Genomic DNA, 18598 nt, shown 5'->3' on the forward strand with positions numbered 1-18598 from the left:
GCGATACCTTTGGGCGTACAATCACCGCATTCCTCAACGCGCTTTGGGTCATATGACTCCTATTGAGAAACTCCGATGGTGGCAAACCGAGCGACCAGAGCTTTTCGTTTCAAGGGTAGATAATGTCGCGGGTCTTGACAGGTAACAAAGCGAAGTTAGCAGAACAGGCTGCACGAATCGCGTCACTCAACGAAGCGCTCGCCCAAACGCAGCAGGCGTTGGAAGCCGAACGTAAGGCCGTCGCCCAAGCCCGCGCCGAGGCCGACGCATGCCGCGCTGAAGCGGAAAACTTACGCCGTGTCCTCAAGGAGTTCATCACCTTTGGCAGGTCCCTTGAGAACGTGCGCGGCAGTTTCGTCAATCTGGCCAACCGCGCTGAGGCCAATAAAGATGAAGCCGAGCACGCGCAGAAGTCTGCCACGCAAACCGAAAGCGTCGTGCGCACGATTGCGAACAATCTGCAAAAACTCGCGGAAGCTTCGCAAGAGGCGATGGTGAAGATCGGCGCGCTAGATGAACGGGCGCAACAGATCAGCGGGATCGTGAACCTCATCCGCGAAATCGCCGACCAGACCAATCTTCTGGCGCTGAACGCCGCGATCGAGGCGGCGCGTGCCGGTGAGCAGGGGCGCGGCTTTGCGGTGGTTGCCGACGAGGTGCGCAAACTCGCCGAGCGCACCGCGGTCGCTACTTCCGATATCGCGCGTTTGGTTGAGCAGATCCGCAGCGACAGCAGCGCAAGCCGCACCGCGATCGTCGCGTTGGCGGAGCGCGCGAAGAACCACAGCGAAGAGAGCCGCACCACCGCGCAGGAGGTGGAGACCCTGGGGAACGAAATCGAAACGATCCACCGTGAAGCGGCGCTCTCGGCGCTTCGCGCGTTCTGCGAAATCGCCAAACTCGACCACATCGTCTTCAAATTCGAGGTCTACCAGGTGATTCTGGGCAACAGCACGAAGCGTGCTGAGGAGTTTGCCAGTCACCAAGCGTGCCGCCTCGGTAAATGGTACTATGAAGGGAAAGGACATCACTGCTTTAGCCATTTTCCCGGTTTCCGGGAACTCGAAGCGCCCCACCGTGCGGTGCACGAGGCGGCAAAAGCGGCGCTAGCAGCGCACACTCAGGGGCAGTGGGATCAGGCGGTCACCGCGCTTACCCAGATGGAAGAAGCGTCACTTCAGGTGCTCACTACCCTTGACCGGATCGTTGCTGCCGGCGAGGAAAATCCGGCGCTTCTTCATTGCGAGACCGATTGATCAGCGAATGAGGCAGTCCCAATCTTCGCTGCCATCCAATACCCCCGGCGCAACCGCCTTCACGGGACGCCGGGGGTGGGTTGATGCGTGCGTAGTCTCCTCGAATCGGTGCACGCGCGCGTCGTTTTGCCGCTGCGGTAACGCCACTTGGTCACGCGCACGTTCGCGGTGCGCTCCATAAGCCGCTGCAACCCACGCTTCCAGTTGCTGTAATTCCGCGCGCAGCGCGCAAACCGCGAGATCGTCCGGGTGGCGTGCGGCAACGGCGTCGGCATTGAGCGCCGCACGCCGCACCTGTTGCCACACCGCTTCCCAGTCCATGATGGCTCCGCTCCATGACGATCTTGTCATGAAGCGTTATCGGCTGTCGGGGAAAAAACTTGAGGGTTTTTAGCGCGGGGAAGAGGCTGCCCACCACCATTGGGGGTCGAGCACCGTCGCCAGCGCCTGCCCCCGAGTCGCCAACGCCACACACCCCGCTGGAGGCGCCGCACCATCGGGTAACGGCTGAGTAGCAATGCCACCGGCGCGCTCGGCGTCGTCGACACCGGTAAGCACCGTCTGTTTCCCGCACGAAAGCGCCACCACCAGGGAATAAGTAAACGGCGGCCGCTGCGCTTCGGGAAGAAGCGGCCGCCACGGGTAAGGGGTATCGGCAACGGAAAGGTACCAGACCCCGTTTACGAACCGACAACCCTGCTTCGATACCTGGGGAAAGAACGCCGCGACCGATTCGGCAGGCACCGCAACCGCTTGCTCCGCCACTGTAAGCCAGAACGCCCACAAGATCGCGGGCGCAAACGGTATTGCCACTTCCCAACCATCGCGCGTTTCGCGAACCCCCCATGCCGCTTGAGCGGTCGCTTGCGACAACCACGCCGCTTTCACCGTCGCGATCGCATCCGGATCCCCGGAGAGGACGAGCCGCAGCGTCGCCCCCATGCGGTAGCAGCGCATCGTCATACCAAGCGGCGTTGATGCTGCACGGGCTTTGGCCGCCTCGAGCGCCACCGCTTGCCAGCGGTCGAGCCGTTCGGCAAACGCTGGCGTGATCGGCACCGGGTCTGCGGTGACGGTCACCGACCACCCTGGCAACGCTTCTTGCCAGACCCCCTGCCACGTTTGCGCCCATAGCGACAACGGCAAGTGGGTCGTACGCCGAGCGTCATCGTCGTCATGGCCCGTTTCTGGAAAAAAGGGTGCGTTCGGTTGCGCCGACACCAACGCCCGCCACCACAGGCGCCACGAGGGGCCGTCTGCTGCCGGTTCGCAGACCGGCTCGCCCGCCACGCTGGTGAGCGAAGCGGTGCTGAAATGGCGCCCCCCCGTCACGGGTTCGGTAGGCACCGATGGCGCTTCCAGAACGCTTTGGGCGTCAAGCTGAGGGGCAAGTTGCGCCGGCTCCTGGGCAAGTGATTCGACCGCAACGGAGCCAGGTACGGCAAAGAGTTCGACGGCATCGCGAAGCGCGCGTTTGTCCGCCGCAGCGCTCGATACGATCCACGACCAAGTGGTTGCGTCTTCGGCGATGGGGTCGGGGTCCGCGCGAACCGTACCAAACGCAGTGAGCGCTGCAACGAGCGCTTCTTGCATCGCGCGGCTTGCGCGTACGTGCGGCGCGGGGGTCAATGTGACGCGCCACTCAGAAGGTCGGTGGTCGGAGTGCAGTTCTCTGGGAGCATTCGTGTCGAGCAACGCCTCTTTGCCAGGCCATTTCGCCAACCGCTCTTCCAGAATGCGCGCCAGCCGCGAAAGCGCCTCGTCCCCCATCGCTGCCGCCGCCCCTTTGAGCGAGTGCGCCAAGCGTACCGCCTCTTGCTGAACCGCTTCGCTCCAACCGTCGCGGTCGGCCTGCGCCAAGAGGGATTCGATCGCCGCGATCGTTTCGGCCTTTTCCGCTGCGTAGAGCGCGTTCAACGCTTCGTCATTCACGCGTCACCCCGCGCCGCAGCGTTTCCGTGATCTGCGAAGCCTGTTTGCGCAAATCCTCTTCGGCTTCGCGTTTCAAGACGATGATACTGATGCGCCGGTTTTGCGGCGCGTAGGGGTCTTCCGGCACGAACGGAACGGTATCGGCCATGCCGACGACGCGAAAAACCTTCTCCAAATCCAACCCTCCGGCGACCAACTCCCGCCGCGCCGCGTTCGCCCGGTCGGCAGAAAGTTCCCAGTTGGAGATGCCGCGCCCGTTGTTGGCAAACGGGGTGGCGTCGGTATGGCCCGCGATCATGATCTTGTTCTCGATGCCACTCAGCGTACGCCCAATGAGGCGCAGGAGATCCCGCATGTACGGTTGGACCTGACTGCTGCCGGATGCGAACATCGGCCGGTTTTTCTCGTCGACGATTTCGATCGCCAACCCGTCTTCGGTGATCTGCATGCGAATCTGATCGCGCAGCGCGCGCAACGTGCTGTCGGCCTCGATCATCGCCTCCAGGAGCGAACGCACCCGCTCCATTTGCGCGATTTCACGCCGCTTCTGGTTTTCCTGCTCCTGCGCCTCGGCGTCGCTCGTCGCGCCTTGCACACGTTGCATATCTTGGGAATCGTTCTTGCTATCCGAACGCCCTTTCGTCGGCAACGACCCGTCGCCGCCATCGCGTTGGAAGGTGCTCTTCGAAGGGGTGTCCCCCCGCTTCACCTGCCCGATGCGCCGGGAGAGATCCTCGCCGCCCCCCGGGATGATCCGCTCCGCGTCGCCAGAGCCCGACCCGCCATCACGCGCGACTTTGAGTGGGTTCTGGAAAAATTGCGCGATCCCGTCAAGATCCCCTTTCGCGGTGGAACCCAGCAGCCACATCAGAAGAAAGAACGCCATCATCGCGGTGACGAAGTCGGCGTACGCGATCTTCCACGCGCCACCATGCGCGCCACCGCTTACCTTTTTGATCCGTTTGACGATGATCGGCTGTTGGGTATCGTCGCTCATCGCGCTACCCGGTTACTTGCGGTTTTTGAGCTCTTCCTCGAGCTCGGCGAAGGTGGGCCGCACCGTCGACCACAACACCTTGCGGCCAAATTCCACCGCCATCTGCGGCGGGTAGCCGTTCATGCTCGCGAGCAGCACCACTTTCGCCACCTGGAAAGGCTTGCTGCCGTCTTCGACCTTGAGTTCGAGCTGGCTGGCGATGGGGCCGACGAAACCGTAGGAAACCAAGATCCCCAAGAAAGTCCCGACGAGCGCGCCCCCGATCATCTTTCCGAGCACCGCGGGCGGCTCCCCCACCGAGCCCATCACGTTTACCACCCCCATCACCGCAACGACGATACCAAATGCGGGGACTGAGTCGGCCGCTTTTGCGATGAGGTGCGCGGGCAAATGGGCTTCGATGTGGTGGGTTTCGATCTCTTGCTCCATCAACCCTTCGATTTCGATTGCGTTGAGGCTGCCGCTCACCATCATCCGGAGATAGTCGGTAATGAATTCCACCACGTGGTGATCGTGCAACACCAGCGGGTACTTGCCAAAAATGGCCGATCCTTCGGGGTTTTCGACGTCCTGTTCGATCGACATCAACCCCTCTTTGCGCACCTTGGTGAGAATCTCAAAAAGCAACGCCAGCAGTTCGATGTAAAACGCACGGGTGTAGGGCGAATTCTTGAATACCGCCGAAAGCCCCCCGACCGCCGCTTTCAACGAACTGGGGTTATTGGACGCGACAAAGCCCCCAATCAACAACCCGACGATCGCGATATATTCGGTTGGGACGAAGAGCGCGGCAAGGCTACCGTGCACCGCGTAGGTGCCCAGCGCCGACGCCAGGATGATCACGTAACCGATCAGGAGAAACATCGGGTCTTAGCCGTTTCCGATTGTCCCATCAGCGGGTGACCGCAGACGCCTCGCGCCGCCGGTTTTTCTTCACCGGCAACGTGCGCTGCGCGGCGGTCAAACGGTGTTTGCGGTTTTCCTGCCCCGCCCCGGCACGCGACGGCATATGGCATAAGCCGCAGACGAAGGTCTTCGCCGGTTCATAGGCGTGGGTGATGAAATGACCGCCACACTGCGAACAGGGGGTAAGTTGCAACAGCTCGGCGTTCAGAAAACGCAACAGCGTCCACGCGCGGGTAATACTCAACACCGGTTCGATTGTCACCGCGTCCAAGGCATCGAGGTAGAGTTGGTACGCGGTGATCAAACGCCGCCGATGGTCGGTTTCTGTCACCTGCTGCCAGAAGTTGGCAAAGAGCGTGGAATGGATGTTGGGCTGCCAACTCATGAACCAATCGGTAGAAAACGGCAACATCCCTTTGGGCGGCGAAATGCCCCGCACCTGTTTGTAGAGCTTCATCAACCGATCGCGGCTCAGCACCACCTCCGCCTCAAGAAGCTGCATCCGCGCCCCCAACCGGATCAATTCGGCTGCGATCAAGATTTCTTGGGCATCGGCTTCGATCTGTTCAAGTTTTTTCGCCATCGCTATCTCCCACGATCCGTTTTTTGCGCGACCTTGTCTGCGCGACGATGAGCGCGTGTAACTGCGCCGCGGCTTCGTCGCGCCCCACGTCCCCTGCCAACTGCTGCAACAATTCGCCATCGAAGCGAAATTGCGGCACGAGCATCGCGCCTTGCGCCAACCGAACCAGTTTGGCGGGCGAAAGCGCCTGCAACCACCGCAGGTCCTCCTCGGCCACACCAAGCTTCACCGCTGCTGCGGTGACATTCTCGTGCGCCATTCGTTGCGCGAGGATGAGGAAATTGAGGTTGAGTTCGCGAATTTCCTCGGCAAAGTCTGGGGCTGGCATCGTCGGCGCTCCTCCTGCCGCCACAGTATAGCAAGAAGCACCCCCCGCCCAAAAAGGGGAAAAGCGAAAAAAATGGGCAGCAATTTCGGTTTGTGGTTTTTTTGCTACACTGTGCGGACCGCCGTTACCGTACTGCTTCCCGATGAATTTCTGTTCTGTCTGTGGCCATCCCGTTGAACGGAAAATCCCGCCCTTTGACCATCTGCCACGTTACGTCTGCCCCAACTGCGGGACGATCCATTACGAAAATCCGCGCCTCGTCGCAGGGACGTTGCCGCTACTGGGCAACCAGATTCTGCTCTGTCGCCGCGCGATCGCCCCGCGAATCGGCTACTGGACCCTTCCTGCCGGCTTCATGGAGTGCAACGAAAGCACCCTGGAAGCCGCGATGCGGGAAACCTGGGAAGAAGCGGGTGCACGGGTTCGGATCGACGCGCTTCATGCCCTTCTTGACATTCCCCACATCCATCAGGTCCACCTCTTCTACCGCGCGACCCTATTGGATCAAGACTGGGCGCCCGGTGCGGAAACCTTGGAAATTCGCCTCTTTCCGTTATCGTGCCTGCCGTGGGACGAACTGGCGTTCCCCACCGTTCGCCGCGCGCTGGAGTACCTGTTGCGCGGCGAAGCCACCTCCCTCACGCCACAGGGTGCCGTCCGCTATCCGACCTTACCCCTCGTCGAAACCTTGCTCCCACGCTCCGCACGCCCTTAGTGGCCCGCTCTTTCAGTAAATGAGACGCACCGTCCCAACCGCGTAGCGCTGGGCAAACGGCCGGGTTGACTCCACTCCCTCTTCGTAGGAGAGCAACTGGTACGATTTGGCGTCCCGTTGCTCCGTCAGTTTTTGCGCCGCACGCTGGAAAATGCGCCACGATTCGCCATGGCCGCCCGTGGTAAGCGAGCGCAGGGTGAGGACAAGGCGCACCACCTGTTCCGATTCGGGCTGCACCGCAATGCTCCAGTTAGGTGCAAGCGGATCATAAAGGGCGTAGGCAATGAGCGCCGCTCCGCCCAATTGCCGCAGGAGCCCGAGATGGGAAATCGGCGCAGAAGCTTGATTGGTCGCTGTAGCCGCGGTAGCGCCAGCGCCATTTGCTGCGTTCGCAGCGGAAACTCCCAGCGAGGAATCGGAAAGTAACAGCGCGCTCCCGACAACAGCTGCACCTTCTTGCCCAATTTCGGCATAGGAGGGGCGGTCGTGCGCGCAACCGGTAAGCCCCAACACCCCCCACGCTACGAGCGCGAAGAGCCGCATCTGCTCTTTGGCAAGACTACGCATGCTTATCCTTTTTCCCGTCACGCGGATGCACACCATATCCCTTCGCTCACAAATATTGAAACAAGCTCAGGTTGGAGACCTTCACGAACGACTGTTGCGCTGCCGAAAGCACCATCTGTTGCTGCGCCAGTCGCGACAACGCCTCGGTGTAGTCGAGATCCTCGATGCGCGAGCGCGCTTGGGCGTAATCGAGATCGAGCGCCTTCCCCATCTCGGTGAGCGCATCGAGCTCCGCAAGCTGCGACCCCACCTTCGCCGTATACTGCTGCACCCGCGCCAAAAAGCGATCGACCGCAGCAATTCCGGCGCTTGCTGCGTGGATGGTGGTGGCGCCAGCCGTAGCCGGATCGAGCGCGTCGATCGCATCTTGGAGGTCGTTGAAAAAGCGCGCCAGCGGATATTGCGTCGGTGGTCCGGCAACGAACGTGCTTTGATCGGCGTCAAAAAGCCCCCCAGGGCCGCTCGCCGAAGACCCCGGCACGTTCGCGTCGATCCGCCGCGCTGCGCCCACCTGCATCTGCTTGACGTTCGCATCCCCCTGATAGTAGTAGCGATCGGGGGTGACTGGGTTACCGTCGTGGTCGCCCCAGGCGATCGGCGGCCGATCGTTTTTGAAGCCGCCAAAGAGATAGTTACCCTGTCCGTCCTGGCTGTTCGCCAACCCAACCAGATTGGCGAGTTGGCTGCGCAGATCCTGCGCGAGCGCCGCACGGTCGGAAGCCGTGAGCGCCCCTGTACCCGCTTGCACGAACTTGTCGCGCAGGTATTGCAACGTGTCGCTCATCTGGGTAAGGCGCGTATCGGTCAGCCCAAGCACGTCTTTTGCGTAGCCGATGTTTTCGAGAAACTGCTGGTTCACGCTCTGCGACTGCTGCAATTCAAGACTGCGCGCTGCCCGCACCGGGTCGTCCGAAGGCACGACCATCTTGCGGCCGCTTGCCACCTGCAGTTGCGTCTGATGCATTTGGGTCTGCGCCCGCTGCATCGCGAAGATGTTGCGGTCATAGACTTGGTTGGTTGCAATCCGTAACATGGTTGCGCTCCCGGTTACCGCGCAATCGCGAGCACTTCGTCGAAGAGCTTCTGCGCGATCTGCATGGTCTTACTTGCCGCCTGGTAGGCCTGTTGAAACTGGATGAGGTTCGCCGCCTCTTCGTCGAGGTTGACGCCCGCGTAGCTATCCCGTGTCGCCTGCACCTGATCGACCAGCGCTTTACTGGCTGTGGCTTCGGTTTTCACCGAACGCGCGAGCGTTCCCAATTCGGCCACGGCGCTTGCCCAGGCGGTTTGAAACGTCGCGGTGGGATTGCCCGCACTGTCGGCGTAGAGCATTTTCGTCGTCTGAAGGCCCGAAAGCGCGAGCATATTGCGATTGTCGGCTGGCCCTGAGCCCGTTGCGCTCGTGGGATCGTTCTGCGCCGCAGCTACCGCCCGCGGATCGCTGAGCGCCATCGCCAGAGTTCCCCCTTGCGCGGGAAACGGCCGCACCACGACACGCTCGCCACCACTCAGTGCGCCAGAGAGCGTCAGTCCTTGGAACGTTCCGGGCAATGTTCCACCCGAATAGAGCGTCTGGCCGTCGCGCAGCCGTGTGATCGTGTAGGTTCCTGAGGCGTAGCGGATTTCGAACGAATCGGGTTGCATCGCTGCAACATCGAGCGGCGTTGCCCATCCTACGGTGAGGTTGCTCCCTTGGTCGCCCGTAAAGGTCTGAGTTGCCGGCACGCCACTGAAAAAGGCACGATTATTGACACCGTCCAACCCGAACCCTTGCCGATGTTGCGCGTTGAACGCCAACGCAAGCGTGGTCGCCAAAAAACCCAACTGATCCTGCATCGCATCGAGCCCTTCGCGACGAAACGCAAGAAGCGCCCCCAGCTCCCCGCCAGTGAGGAGCCGCTCGGGCACCACCTGCGGGGCTCCACTCCCACCAAACCGATAGGTAAGCCGACGGTGCATGGCATCGCCGGGATCGGCTTCGGTAGCGAGTGTGGCACTGGCCACGCCCTGCACGAGTGTCTGGCCGCTCCCGATGAAGACCGACATCATCCCCTGCTCGTCGATCACTGTCTTGATCCCGATCAGTCCGGCAAGTTCTTTGGCCAACTGGTCCCTCTGGTCCAGGAGGTCGTTCGGGGGGGCTTCGGCGCCGCGGGTCGACGCCTGCAGGATCTGCTGATTGAGCTCGGCGATGTTGCGCGCCAAAGCGGTCACCTGCTGCGCCACGCCATCGAGCCGCTGTTCGACGTCTTGACGAATCTCGTCGATCCGCGCGTCGAAGAGGCGAAAGCGCGCTGTCAACACCTCACTCTGCGAAAGGAGCGACTGGCGCGCCGCAATGCTTTCTGGGTTATCGGCTACCTCTTGCACTGCATCGAAAAAGTGCTGCAGCGCCGGGGAGAGCCCAGCGTCCGGGTCGGCGACGAGGTTGTCAAGCGGCGCGATCAACTCCTGATAGTGTTGCGCCTGCGCGTGGCGGGCGGTTGCGGAGAGGAGGTTACCCTGCAAAAACTGGTCGTACGCGCGCTCCACGCCCACCAACAGCGCGCCCCTACCGATGTAGCCGAAGCCGACAAATTGCGGAAATTGGGTACTTTGGTTGACCCGCTGACGGCTATACCCTTCGGTATTGGCGTTCGCGATGTTGTGGCTTGCGGTATCGAGCCGGTAGCGTGCTGCCATCAACCCCGTCAAGCCAATCTGCAACATGCCCATCGCTCTGCTCCTTGCTGCGGTCTTACCTTAGACTAAGCAAGTTTCATGCCGACTTCTGCCAGCGCGCTGTGCAGCGCTTCGTGGCGAATGAGGCGCGTCAATTTTTTTGCGTACGCGGGATCGGTGGCATACCCCGCCGTAGCGAGCGCGTGGGCGAAGGCCTCGGGGGTTCGGGCATTACGGACACGGGCGTAGCGGTCGTTTTCGGAGAGGAGACGGACATAATCGGCAAATGCCGCTTCGATCGACGGATAGGCACGAAATTCCGCAATCTGCGTTTGCGGGCGACCGGCGACATATTCGGTGGTCCGCACCCGTACCCGCTCTCCGTCCCAGTCGCTTCCCGCTTTGATGTTGAAGAGGTTGTTCGACGGTCGACCGTCAGGGTGTTTGAGCATTGCGCTACCCCAACCCGTTTCGAGCGCGGCATGCGCAAGCAGATACTCCGGCGCGACACCCAGCGCTTGAGCGGCACGCTGCGCAGCTGGAAGCAACTGCCGAACGAAATGGGCGACCCGATCCGCCCCTTTCGCATCGGCTGGTAGCGGCTGAAATGAGGTCACTTCTGAAGTCGATGACAGGCTCGCCCCCGCGCCCTTTTCACCCGCTGCCTCCCCTCCTTCCGCCGTTGTCGCAGCGTCGGTTCTCTCCGCCCCACGTGGCTGCCCAAGCGGAACGAGCGGGGGAAGTGCTTCCGAAGTGTGAAGCGGCGTGAGGGTGGGATCCAGTCCCAAAAGGGTCTGGACCCAGTGACGTTCGGCGACAAACGAGCGTTCGGTAACGGGCGCAGCGCTCTCTGCTTCTGTCCCCACCGGCTCCCCTCCGTCGCCTCCTTGGACAAAGGAGCGTTCGCTCACGGGGGGCAACAAAACCTCTGGTTGCGCAACCGCACTACCTGTCGCACTGGTCTCGACGAGCGACGCCGCCTCACGCATTTCCTTGGGCGTAGGCAGGTTAGCGGCAAGCGTTGCCGGCGTCGCTATCGGCGCGCTTTTCGGCAACCATTGCCGGGTAAGTGTCGCAGCCAACCCAAAACCGCCGCTTTTCGCAAGATCGCTGGCAAGCTGCTGATCGGCAAGCTCTTGCCAAAGCTTTTGCGCACTCGAATCAGTAAGTGGATTCTCTGGGACGGTGGCGCGCATCGCTTTCAGCATCTGGTGCAGCATCAACGCTTCGAACTGCTGGGCTGCCCCCCGGATCGCTTGGTGCGGGTCGCCGGTTTGTGCTGCGCGCCGCAGCGACTCGACCGACCTGGGATCAAACGCGGGAAGGGTCGCCACGGCCATCTCAGATCACCTCCAGATCGGCTTCCAACGCCCCTGCCGCTTTCATCGCTTGCAAGATGCTGATGAGATCCATCGGTGTCGCCCCGAGGGCGTTGAGCGCCTGGATCACCTCAGCGAGGTTCGCCCCCCCTTTGATGTGGTGAAGCACCGCAGGGGGCTGCTCGATTTTGACCGAACGCTGACGCGCAGCGACCGTCTCCCCACCCGCGAGCGGCGTCGTCGGCTGATTGACCGTCAGATCATCCTGGATCGTCACCTTGAGGTTGCCATGGGCGATCGCCACCGGCTTGAGCCGCACCTCTTGATTCATCACCACCGAGCCGGTGCGGGCATTGACGATCACTTTTGCCGGTTCGGTTGCTGGGGTGACCGGTAACTCCAGAAGCTGCCCCAGGAACGCCACCCGTGCGCTCGCCTCCTGCGGGGCGTCGACGAGGATGGTGCGCCCATCTTGCGCCACAGCAGCCCCTGGGCCGAACTTCTGGTTGATCGCGGCAACGACCCGAGCAGCGGTGGTGAAATCGGTCGTTTTGAGCTCAAGGTAGAGCGGCCCTGCTGCGGAAAGGTTCGAAGCAACCTCGCGTTCCACCGTCGCGCCACCCGGAATTCGCCCCGCAGCAAGGTGGTTGATCGTTTGCGACGCCCCCCCCGCCTGCGCACCAACCCCACCCACCAAAACGTTTCCTTGCGCGATCGCATAGATCTGCCCGTCGGCCCCTTTGAGCGGCGTCATCACCAGGGTGCCGCCGCGTAAGCTTTTCGCGTTGCCGAGCGAAGAGACAGTGACGTCGATCCGCTGTCCGGGCTTGGCAAAAGGGGGGAGCTCCGCTGTGACCATCACCGCTGCGACGTTTTTGAGCTGCAAGCGCGTGCCAGGAGGCAGCGTCACGCCTAAATTACGCAACATGTTGAGGGTGCTCTGTACCGTAAACGGCGTCTGGGTCGTCTGGTCACCAGAGCCATCGAGCCCGATCACCAGACCGTACCCGACCAGTTGGTTTTCGCGCACCCCCGCAATGGTTGCGATCTCTTTGAGGCGTGCGGCATGGGCAATGGGAAGCGCCGCCATCGCCCAAAGGAGCAGAATGGAGACGATCCGGCCCCAATTAGCTGCTGTGATCCGCTCTGCTGCCATAGGTCCGCTCCTCAAAACGGCAAGACGTTGAGGAAAAAGCGCTGCAACCAACCCATACGCTGCGCCTCATCGATGTAGCCGCTGCCGACATACTCGATGCGCGCGTCCGCAACCTGCGTCGATTCCACTGTGTTTTGCGCCGAGATGGTGTCTGGGTTCACCACCCCCGAGAAGCGGATGTATTCCCGCCCCTGGTTGATCGCAACCTGCTTTTCTCCGGAGACCAGCAAATTGCCGTTCGGGAAGACGTCGATCACGGTAACGGTGATCGTGCCGTTGAACGCGTTGTCCGCCGAAGCCCCCCCTTTGCCTTCCAGGCTCATCTCGGAGTTCGCGGTCAGGCCAAGGCCAGTCAGGCCGTTGAGCGGCAAGCGGCTCATCGCATCGACTTTCGCGCTGCTTCCCGTTTTGCGCGAGGCGTTTGCTCCAGAATTCTTTTTCGCCGAGGTCTTCTCCACCAGGTTGATGGTGAGAATATCGCCGATATAGCGGGGTTTGCGGTCTTCAAACAGAGGGCGAGTTGCTTGGGCGCGAAAGATCGCACCGTTGGCCGCTGGCTGCGCCTCAATCGGTACCGGACGCGCGGTCATCGGCTGATGGACGATCGCAGGCGGCGTGGTATCGAGCGCCGCACACCCGGCAAGCACCGCCACAAGCCAAACCGAGAAAAGCCCTGCGCTTTTTTGCGCCAGCGGCTGCCACGCTCCGCTCCCGAATCGGTCGATTGCCCGCTGTGCCATCTCTCGATCCCTTTCCCGCAAACCGACGCGCCCCTTAGAGTTGCGTCAACCGGCCCAACATCTGGTCCGAGGTCTGAATCGCTTTGGTATTGAGTTCGTAAGCGCGTTGCGTGACGATCATACTCACGAGCTCTTCAGCGACATTGACGTTGGAGTTTTCGACATACCCTTGGATGAGGTTTCCGCTACCGTTCGTTCCGGGAACATTCACTTGAGGGGGGCCGCTTGCTGCGGTCTCGGCAAAGAGGTTTTCGCCGAGCGCCTGCAGCCCCCCTTCATTGACGAAGGTGACCAGTTGAATCTGCCCCACCTGCACAGGAGCCACCGCGCCGGGTTGCAGGACGCTCACCGTGCCGTCTTTACCGATCGTGATCGAGAGCGCGTCCGCCGGAATGTTGATCGCATCGGCAAGGGGATAACCCGAAGCGGTGACCAGATTGCCTTGATTGTCGAGCTGCAGCGAACCGTCGCGGGTGTAAGCGGTCGTGCCGTCGGGCATCTGGATCTGCAAAAAGCCGCGCCCTTGAATGGCGACATCGAGCGGATTGTCGGTCTTTTGCAGCGTTCCCTGTAAAAAGATTCGCTCGGTGGCAACCGGCCGCACGCCAGTGCCAAGCTGCAGGCCACTGCCGATCTGGTTCTGTTGGGTGTTCTGCGCCCCCGGCTGCCGGAGCGTCTGGTAGAGGAGATCTTCAAAGACCGCGCGCTGCCGTTTGTAGCCGGTGGTATTGACGTTTGCCAGGTTATGGGAAATGACGTCGAGCTGCGTTTGCTGCGCGTCAAGCCCCGTGCGGGCGATCCAAAGCGAGCGGATCATCTCAATGCTCCTGATGGCGATTACTGGGGGTCAAGATAGCCCAAGCGGGCGAACGCAAGCGGGCAAAGTAAGGGGCGCTTTTCTGTCCATTTCGCTCATCGCGGCGTCAAGAGCGCCGTTGCGCGTTGATCGTCCTCTTCGGCAACCTTGATCGCTTTGGTGTTCATCTCAAACTGGCGCGCGAGCGCAATCATCCGCACCATCTGGTCGACCACGTCGACATTGGACTTTTCCAAGTACCCCCCACGCACAGAGACCGTGGGGTCTTCCGGAGGCGGCGGCGTCCCGGCCGGCAGGCGAAAGAGCCCATCGTCACCGCGCTGCAATTGGGTAACCGGCGGATTGACGAGCCGCAATCGCCCCACCGCTTCGACCTGTCCGTTCGCGGGGTCGATCGCGTTGATCGTGCCGTCTTTGCCGACCAGATAGGTACGGTCGGACGGAAGGGTGATCGGCGCGCCGCCTTCGCCCAAGACCATTTGGCCGTTCGGCAGCCGCAACATTCCGCCGTTGTCAACCTGAAACGCACCGTTGCGGGTGTAGGCTTCGCCCCCATCAGGCAATTGCACTGCGAACCAGCCAGGACCTGCGATCGCGACGTCGAGCGGCCGCCCGGTCTGCTCCAGCACCCCTTCGGAAAAACGCGCTGAAACGGTGGCATCGACGACGAACGCACGGCTGGGGAGCGCTTGCGACTGCACATGGACCGCACGGAGCCGATGCAACGCCTCTTTGAACCCCGGGGTATCGACGTTCGCCAGATTGTTCGCAACCGCCGCCTGCTGTTCGAGCGTATATTTCGCGCCGGTCATCGCGAGGTAGATCATTCTGTCCATGGCTTACCCTCACGCTTACCGCAGGTTGATCACCGTCTGCAGGATCTGGTCTTGCGTGCGGATCGATTGGGCGTTCGCCTGGTAGGCCCGCTGCTGGATGATCATATTGACGAGTTCCGCGGTGAGATCGACGTTTGAGGACTCAACCGCACCGCCGGTGATGAAGCCGCGCGTGCCAGAGCCCGGAATCCCCGCCGCTGCCTGCCCCGATTCGAGCGACGCCGCCCACATGTTGTCGCCCATCGAGATCAACGCGTTGGGATTGCGAAACGTCGCGATCGCCACCGTTGCGATGTCCTTCACGTCGCCGTTGGTGTAGCGCGCCTGCAGCCGCCCCTCCTTGGTCACCGAAACGCTTGCAAGCTCCCCTGCCGGACGGCCGTCCTGGCTGAGTGTCGTCACCGACGAAGCCAGCGAATATTGCGTAGCGTTCAATGTGACATCCACCGTTCCGTCGCCGCCACCACCAAAATCGGCCCCATTCGCAAGCGGTGAAGTGACATTGACGGTCAGATTGGGCGAAGAGGTCAAGGCGCCGGCACCGTCAAAAGTCAGGGTACCGATCGGGTTCGTTGTAACCAGCGTGGAATCGCCATCGAACGAACCATAAACTTCCCAGTTACCCGGCGCAGTTTTCCGAAAATAGAAAGTAAGATTGTGCGCGATCCCGAGCGAATCATAGACCTGAACGGAGGTGCTGAAGTTGTACGTCTCCGGATCGTTGGCGTCGAACGCCGCAGTGATCGCCGGCTGCCCGGCGTCGAGGTTGAAGGTCATCTCGACCTGGCTTGTCTCTGCCGGTTTGCCCGCGTCAAAGGGCACCCGAATCGGCTGCGGGTCACCGGCCCCAGCAGCCCCCGGATAGCCCAGCAATTGGTAGCCGTTTGCCGAAATGACGTATCCATCTTTGTCAAGCTGGAATTCACCGGCGCGGGTATAGAACATCTGCAGGTCGTTGGCAACGGGCCGCTTGGTGATGAAGAACCCTTCGCCGTTGATCGCCATATCGAGCGCGTTGCCCGTGGTCGTGATGCTTCCTTGCGAGAAGTTTTGCCGCACCGCCGGAACGCTCACCCCGCTTCCCACCTGCATGTAGGGGTTTGCCCCCAACGTGGTGGAATAGACGTCGGCAAAAACGGTCTGATTCGCTTTGAAACCGGTGGTATTGGCGTTTGCGACGTTGTGGCTGATCACATCGAGCGCTTTTGCGGAACTCGACAACCCGCTCAAACCTTGTTGGAAAGCCATCGTTGTTCTCCTTCAACTGAGGACCTGCTTGATCTCGTCGAGCCGATAGACCCCTTCCGATCCCAATTGCAGGTCGGCACCGTTCGGCCCCCGCACCACAGCGGTAACCTGCGCCAACTGCAACGTTTTCGCCGGGACCGGATCGCCATTGCTTTTTGCCTCGACCACCATGCGGTAGGTGCCCGGCGCAGCGACTTGACCGTCATCGGCGCGACCATCCCAAACGAAATTGTGGGTACCCGCCTCCAACGCCCCCAAGTCGAGTTTGCGCACCGGCAGGCCATTGGCGTCAAAAAGGGTGACGACAACTTGATCGGCAGGTTGCGTCAATTCAACCCCGCCAACCCCACCGGCCTGCGTGAGCGCCATCCGCTCGCCCTCGATCAGCACGCCGCGCCCCACGAGCGCCGAAAGTTCCGAGACGCTATTGGTCTCAAGGAACTGTTTGAAAAGTTTGTTGAGGTTTTCGATTCCCTGAACCGTGCTCATCTGCGCAAGCTGCGAAGTCACTTCGGCGTTGTCCATCGGGTTGAGCGGGTCCTGGTTTTTGAGTTGCGTGGTCAGCAGCGTCAAAAAGCGGTTCTGCATTTCGTCGGTTGCCGACGCGCTGCTGCTTTGGCGCCCCCCCAGACGGGCCAAAATGGCATCGGCGCGCGGGGTGGTGGGTGCGGTGCTGGGGGCGGAAATTGCGCTCATGGCTCAGCTCCTTGGGCGTTAGCCTTGCAACAGACGCAACACGTTTTGCGGCGCGGCGTTCGCTTGCGCGAGCATCGCGGTACCGGCCTGCTGCAGGATCTGCGCGCGCGACAGCGCCGCAGTCTCTTGCGCGAAGTCGGCGTCACGAATGCGGCTGCGCGACGCCGAGAGGTTTTCGATCGCGCTTTGCAGGTTGTTGATCGTCGCTTGGAAGCGCGACTGGACCGCACCGAGGGTGGCGCGGATGTCGTTAACCGTTTTGAGTGCGGCATCGATCGCACTGACTGCAGAGAGCGATTCAGCGACACCAGAGATCGACTGAGTGGCTGTCGTCGCATTATTGATCGCCGAAGCGTTACCACCTGAAAAGATGTTGAATGCCGAAATCGCGATCTTGTCTGAGGCGGTCACCGAATCGACCGTGTTCCCGGTATAGACCCCCTCTGTCGTAAAGCCACTCGCTGTGCTCGTGCCGCTAAAATTGGCGCCCACCTGGAAAATAAATGCTGCGGAAGCCCCGTTTGCTGCACTGTTGTTCAAAACCTTCACCCCGTTGAATTCGGTATCGCGGCCGATCCGTTCGATTTCAAGCTGCAACTGCCGAAACTCTTTTTGCAGCGCGTCGCGATCGCTCGTCGAGTTCGTCGCGTTGGCTGACTGCACCGCAAGGTCGCGCATCCGCTGCAGAATGTCTGCAATCTGCCCCAATGCCCCTTCGGTGACCTGTGCCATCGAAATTGCGTCATTTGCGTTACGCACTGCGACGGTCATGCCGCGAATCCCTGAGGTCATCCGTTCGGAGATCGCAAGCCCCGCGGCGTCGTCTTTCGCGCTGTTGATACGCAGCCCCGAGCTCAACCGCTGCATCGCGGTCTGCATCTCGAGCCCACTCTTGTAGAGGTTGCGCTGCGCGTTGAGGCTCATGATGTTGGTGTTGATTACGCTCATGATGTGGCTCCTTTTCGAATTGCGTTACGCAAGTAGGGCGTTACTGCCCGATCGTCAGTGTTTTCTTCAGCAAATCTCGTGCCGTATTCATCACTTCGACATTGTTTTGGTACGAACGGGACGCCGAGATCATGTTCACCATCTCTTCCACGACATTGACGTTGGGCATGCGCACGTAACCGTTGGCGTCCGCCGCTGGGTTGTGGGGGTCATAGACCATGCGGAAAGGGGCAGCGCTCTCAACGATCTCTTTGACCCGCACCCCTTTAGCGACCTCGCCCTGAATGGGTCGAACTTGAAACACCACTTGCTTACTGCGATAGGGCTGACCGTTTTCATCGACCACACTCTCGACGTTCGCAAGGTTCGACGCCGTGGTATTCAAGCGCACCGACTGCGCCGAAAGCGCGGAACCCGCCACCTGAAAAACATTCAACAGACTCATCGCTCATTCTCCTCATTGCCCGGTGATCGCGGTTCGCATCCCACGCAGGAGCCGGTTGATGAAGTTGAGGCTCGCTTCGTAGTAGAGGGTGGTTTCCGCAAACGCGGCGCGCTCCTGATCCATATCGACCGTGTTGCCATCGACACTGCTCTGGAGTTCGGTGCGATAGCCGGTAAAGGCGTCAAGCGGCAGCGCCGCTTCTTGAGTGCCCGCAAGGTGTGCAGGATGCGTACGCTTCAGTTCCGGAGCGGAAACTCTCCGTTTTTCTCGCACTGCCCCCAACGCAGCGCGAAAATCGAGATCTTTCGCTTTATAATGGGGCGTGTCGGCGTTGGCGATATTCGACGCGATCATCTGCTGGCGTTGGTTGTGCACCCGCAGTGCGGCGCGTTGAAACGCCAAGACCTTTTCCATTTTGTCCACCATGACTCTGCTCCTTCCAAACGAC

At 61.1% G+C, this 18598-nt stretch carries 21 protein-coding genes and 2 pseudogenes; 4 read left to right on the forward strand and 19 right to left on the reverse strand.

Annotated features, from left to right (window positions below):
• The 3 genes and pseudogenes from KUL93_RS08685 to KUL93_RS11825 form a co-directional block, all read left to right on the forward strand.
• Positions 1 to 145, forward strand: a pseudogene (locus tag KUL93_RS08685) (IS481 family transposase); the annotation flags it as partial.
• Positions 123 to 794 (forward strand): annotated as a pseudogene (locus tag KUL93_RS11820) (methyl-accepting chemotaxis protein); the annotation flags it as partial. The pseudogenes KUL93_RS08685 and KUL93_RS11820, both read left to right, overlap by 23 nt.
• Before the next feature lie 141 nt (positions 795 to 935).
• Complete coding sequence (locus KUL93_RS11825) at positions 936 to 1256, forward strand: CZB domain-containing protein (protein WP_430408210.1); 321 nt, start codon at positions 936 to 938, stop codon at positions 1254 to 1256.
• On the opposite strand, the gene KUL93_RS08695 is transcribed toward KUL93_RS11825, so the two are convergent.
• From KUL93_RS08695 to KUL93_RS08720, 6 genes are all read right to left on the reverse strand, one after another.
• The gene (locus KUL93_RS08695) at positions 1257 to 1577 is read right to left on the reverse strand and encodes a hypothetical protein (RefSeq protein ID WP_217126663.1); all 321 of its coding nucleotides are present in this window, start codon (positions 1575 to 1577) and stop codon (positions 1257 to 1259) included.
• Positions 1578 to 1646: 69 nt separating this feature from the next.
• On the reverse strand, positions 1647 to 3188 hold the full coding sequence (locus KUL93_RS08700; protein WP_217126664.1) for an Hpt domain-containing protein: 1542 nt from the start codon (positions 3186 to 3188) through the stop codon (positions 1647 to 1649).
• A complete protein-coding gene (locus KUL93_RS08705) occupies positions 3181 to 4185 on the reverse strand; it encodes a flagellar motor protein MotB (protein ID WP_217126665.1) in 1005 nt (334 codons plus the stop codon). Before KUL93_RS08705 ends, KUL93_RS08700 begins: the two co-directional genes overlap by 8 nt.
• Before the next feature lie 12 nt (positions 4186 to 4197).
• Positions 4198 to 5049: a flagellar motor stator protein MotA gene (gene motA / locus KUL93_RS08710; protein ID WP_217126666.1), complete on the reverse strand. Its 852-nt coding sequence runs from the start codon at positions 5047 to 5049 to the stop codon at positions 4198 to 4200.
• Positions 5050 to 5077: 28 nt separating this feature from the next.
• Entirely contained in the window at positions 5078 to 5674 is a 597-nt protein-coding gene (flhC, locus tag KUL93_RS08715; RefSeq protein ID WP_217126667.1) for a flagellar transcriptional regulator FlhC, read from the reverse strand.
• Positions 5658 to 6002: a flagellar transcriptional regulator FlhD gene (locus KUL93_RS08720; protein ID WP_217126668.1), complete on the reverse strand. Its 345-nt coding sequence runs from the start codon at positions 6000 to 6002 to the stop codon at positions 5658 to 5660. Before KUL93_RS08720 ends, flhC begins: the two co-directional genes overlap by 17 nt.
• Before the next feature lie 142 nt (positions 6003 to 6144).
• On the opposite strand from KUL93_RS08720, the gene KUL93_RS08725 reads away from it, so the two are divergent.
• On the forward strand, positions 6145 to 6717 hold the full coding sequence (locus KUL93_RS08725; protein WP_217126669.1) for an NUDIX hydrolase: 573 nt from the start codon (positions 6145 to 6147) through the stop codon (positions 6715 to 6717).
• A gap of 12 nt (positions 6718 to 6729) precedes the next feature.
• Here KUL93_RS08725 and KUL93_RS08730 read toward each other — a convergent pair whose 3' ends face one another.
• The 13 genes from KUL93_RS08730 to flgB form a co-directional block, all read right to left on the reverse strand.
• Entirely contained in the window at positions 6730 to 7284 is a 555-nt protein-coding gene (locus KUL93_RS08730) for a hypothetical protein (RefSeq protein WP_217126670.1), read from the reverse strand.
• Between the two features lie 46 nt (positions 7285 to 7330).
• Positions 7331 to 8317 carry a flagellar hook-associated protein FlgL gene (flgL, locus tag KUL93_RS08735; protein ID WP_217126671.1) on the reverse strand — a complete coding sequence of 329 codons (987 nt, stop codon included), beginning with the start codon at positions 8315 to 8317 and terminating at the stop codon, positions 7331 to 7333.
• 14 nt (positions 8318 to 8331) lie between these two features.
• Positions 8332 to 9999, reverse strand: a complete 1668-nt coding sequence (gene flgK / locus KUL93_RS08740) for a flagellar hook-associated protein FlgK (RefSeq protein WP_217126672.1) — start codon at positions 9997 to 9999, stop codon at positions 8332 to 8334.
• 32 nt (positions 10000 to 10031) lie between these two features.
• Positions 10032 to 11285, reverse strand: coding sequence for a flagellar assembly peptidoglycan hydrolase FlgJ (flgJ, locus tag KUL93_RS08745; RefSeq protein WP_217126673.1), 1254 nt, complete (start codon positions 11283 to 11285; stop codon positions 10032 to 10034).
• 1 nt (position 11286) lies between these two features.
• Positions 11287 to 12420 carry a flagellar basal body P-ring protein FlgI gene (locus KUL93_RS08750; RefSeq protein ID WP_217126674.1) on the reverse strand — a complete coding sequence of 378 codons (1134 nt, stop codon included), beginning with the start codon at positions 12418 to 12420 and terminating at the stop codon, positions 11287 to 11289.
• A gap of 11 nt (positions 12421 to 12431) precedes the next feature.
• Positions 12432 to 13160 carry a flagellar basal body L-ring protein FlgH gene (locus KUL93_RS08755; RefSeq protein WP_217126675.1) on the reverse strand — a complete coding sequence of 243 codons (729 nt, stop codon included), beginning with the start codon at positions 13158 to 13160 and terminating at the stop codon, positions 12432 to 12434.
• 34 nt (positions 13161 to 13194) lie between these two features.
• A complete protein-coding gene (gene flgG, locus KUL93_RS08760) occupies positions 13195 to 13977 on the reverse strand; it encodes a flagellar basal-body rod protein FlgG (RefSeq protein WP_217126676.1) in 783 nt (260 codons plus the stop codon).
• A 95-nt stretch (positions 13978 to 14072) separates the two neighbouring features.
• Positions 14073 to 14813 (reverse strand): flagellar basal-body rod protein FlgF, encoded by a 741-nt coding sequence (gene flgF, locus KUL93_RS08765; protein WP_217126677.1) that lies wholly within the window; start codon positions 14811 to 14813, stop codon positions 14073 to 14075.
• 15 nt (positions 14814 to 14828) lie between these two features.
• Positions 14829 to 16061 carry a flagellar hook protein FlgE gene (gene flgE / locus KUL93_RS08770; protein WP_217126678.1) on the reverse strand — a complete coding sequence of 411 codons (1233 nt, stop codon included), beginning with the start codon at positions 16059 to 16061 and terminating at the stop codon, positions 14829 to 14831.
• 12 nt (positions 16062 to 16073) lie between these two features.
• Positions 16074 to 16757 carry a flagellar hook assembly protein FlgD gene (locus KUL93_RS08775; protein ID WP_217126679.1) on the reverse strand — a complete coding sequence of 228 codons (684 nt, stop codon included), beginning with the start codon at positions 16755 to 16757 and terminating at the stop codon, positions 16074 to 16076.
• An 18-nt stretch (positions 16758 to 16775) separates the two neighbouring features.
• Positions 16776 to 17708: a flagellin N-terminal helical domain-containing protein gene (locus KUL93_RS08780; protein WP_217126700.1), complete on the reverse strand. Its 933-nt coding sequence runs from the start codon at positions 17706 to 17708 to the stop codon at positions 16776 to 16778.
• Positions 17709 to 17745: 37 nt separating this feature from the next.
• The gene (gene flgC, locus KUL93_RS08785) at positions 17746 to 18150 is read right to left on the reverse strand and encodes a flagellar basal body rod protein FlgC (protein ID WP_217126680.1); all 405 of its coding nucleotides are present in this window, start codon (positions 18148 to 18150) and stop codon (positions 17746 to 17748) included.
• 12 nt (positions 18151 to 18162) lie between these two features.
• Positions 18163 to 18576, reverse strand: coding sequence for a flagellar basal body rod protein FlgB (gene flgB, locus KUL93_RS08790; protein WP_217126681.1), 414 nt, complete (start codon positions 18574 to 18576; stop codon positions 18163 to 18165).
• Positions 18577 to 18598 lie beyond the last annotated feature (22 nt).

The organism is Hydrogenophilus thiooxidans, from assembly GCF_019049855.1.
Taxonomy (GTDB): Bacteria; Pseudomonadota; Gammaproteobacteria; order Burkholderiales; family Rhodocyclaceae; genus Hydrogenophilus; species Hydrogenophilus thiooxidans.

Bases quoted from the DNA above. Each gene is read 5' to 3' on its own strand.
- flgK (WP_217126672.1), bottom strand. From the start codon at position 9,999: ATGGGCATGTTGCAGATTGGCTTGACGGGGTTGATGGCAGCACGCTAC.
- flgF (WP_217126677.1), bottom strand. From the start codon at position 14,813: ATGGACAGAATGATCTACCTCGCGATGACCGGCGCGAAATATACGCTC.
- KUL93_RS08705 (WP_217126665.1), bottom strand. From the start codon at position 4,185: ATGAGCGACGATACCCAACAGCCGATCATCGTCAAACGGATCAAAAAG.
- KUL93_RS08730 (WP_217126670.1), bottom strand. From the start codon at position 7,284: ATGCGTAGTCTTGCCAAAGAGCAGATGCGGCTCTTCGCGCTCGTAGCG.
- flgE (WP_217126678.1), bottom strand. From the start codon at position 16,061: ATGGCTTTCCAACAAGGTTTGAGCGGGTTGTCGAGTTCCGCAAAAGCG.
- KUL93_RS08775 (WP_217126679.1), bottom strand. From the start codon at position 16,757: ATGAGCGCAATTTCCGCCCCCAGCACCGCACCCACCACCCCGCGCGCC.
- KUL93_RS08755 (WP_217126675.1), bottom strand. From the start codon at position 13,160: ATGGCACAGCGGGCAATCGACCGATTCGGGAGCGGAGCGTGGCAGCCG.
- flgG (WP_217126676.1), bottom strand. From the start codon at position 13,977: ATGATCCGCTCGCTTTGGATCGCCCGCACGGGGCTTGACGCGCAGCAA.
- flhC (WP_217126667.1), bottom strand. From the start codon at position 5,674: ATGGCGAAAAAACTTGAACAGATCGAAGCCGATGCCCAAGAAATCTTG.
- KUL93_RS08695 (WP_217126663.1), bottom strand. From the start codon at position 1,577: ATGGACTGGGAAGCGGTGTGGCAACAGGTGCGGCGTGCGGCGCTCAAT.
- flgB (WP_217126681.1), bottom strand. From the start codon at position 18,576: ATGGTGGACAAAATGGAAAAGGTCTTGGCGTTTCAACGCGCCGCACTG.
- flgJ (WP_217126673.1), bottom strand. From the start codon at position 11,285: ATGGCCGTGGCGACCCTTCCCGCGTTTGATCCCAGGTCGGTCGAGTCG.
- flgL (WP_217126671.1), bottom strand. From the start codon at position 8,317: ATGTTACGGATTGCAACCAACCAAGTCTATGACCGCAACATCTTCGCG.
- flgC (WP_217126680.1), bottom strand. From the start codon at position 18,150: ATGAGTCTGTTGAATGTTTTTCAGGTGGCGGGTTCCGCGCTTTCGGCG.
- KUL93_RS08720 (WP_217126668.1), bottom strand. From the start codon at position 6,002: ATGCCAGCCCCAGACTTTGCCGAGGAAATTCGCGAACTCAACCTCAAT.
- KUL93_RS08725 (WP_217126669.1), top strand. From the start codon at position 6,145: ATGAATTTCTGTTCTGTCTGTGGCCATCCCGTTGAACGGAAAATCCCG.
- motA (WP_217126666.1), bottom strand. From the start codon at position 5,049: ATGTTTCTCCTGATCGGTTACGTGATCATCCTGGCGTCGGCGCTGGGC.
- KUL93_RS08750 (WP_217126674.1), bottom strand. From the start codon at position 12,420: ATGGCAGCAGAGCGGATCACAGCAGCTAATTGGGGCCGGATCGTCTCC.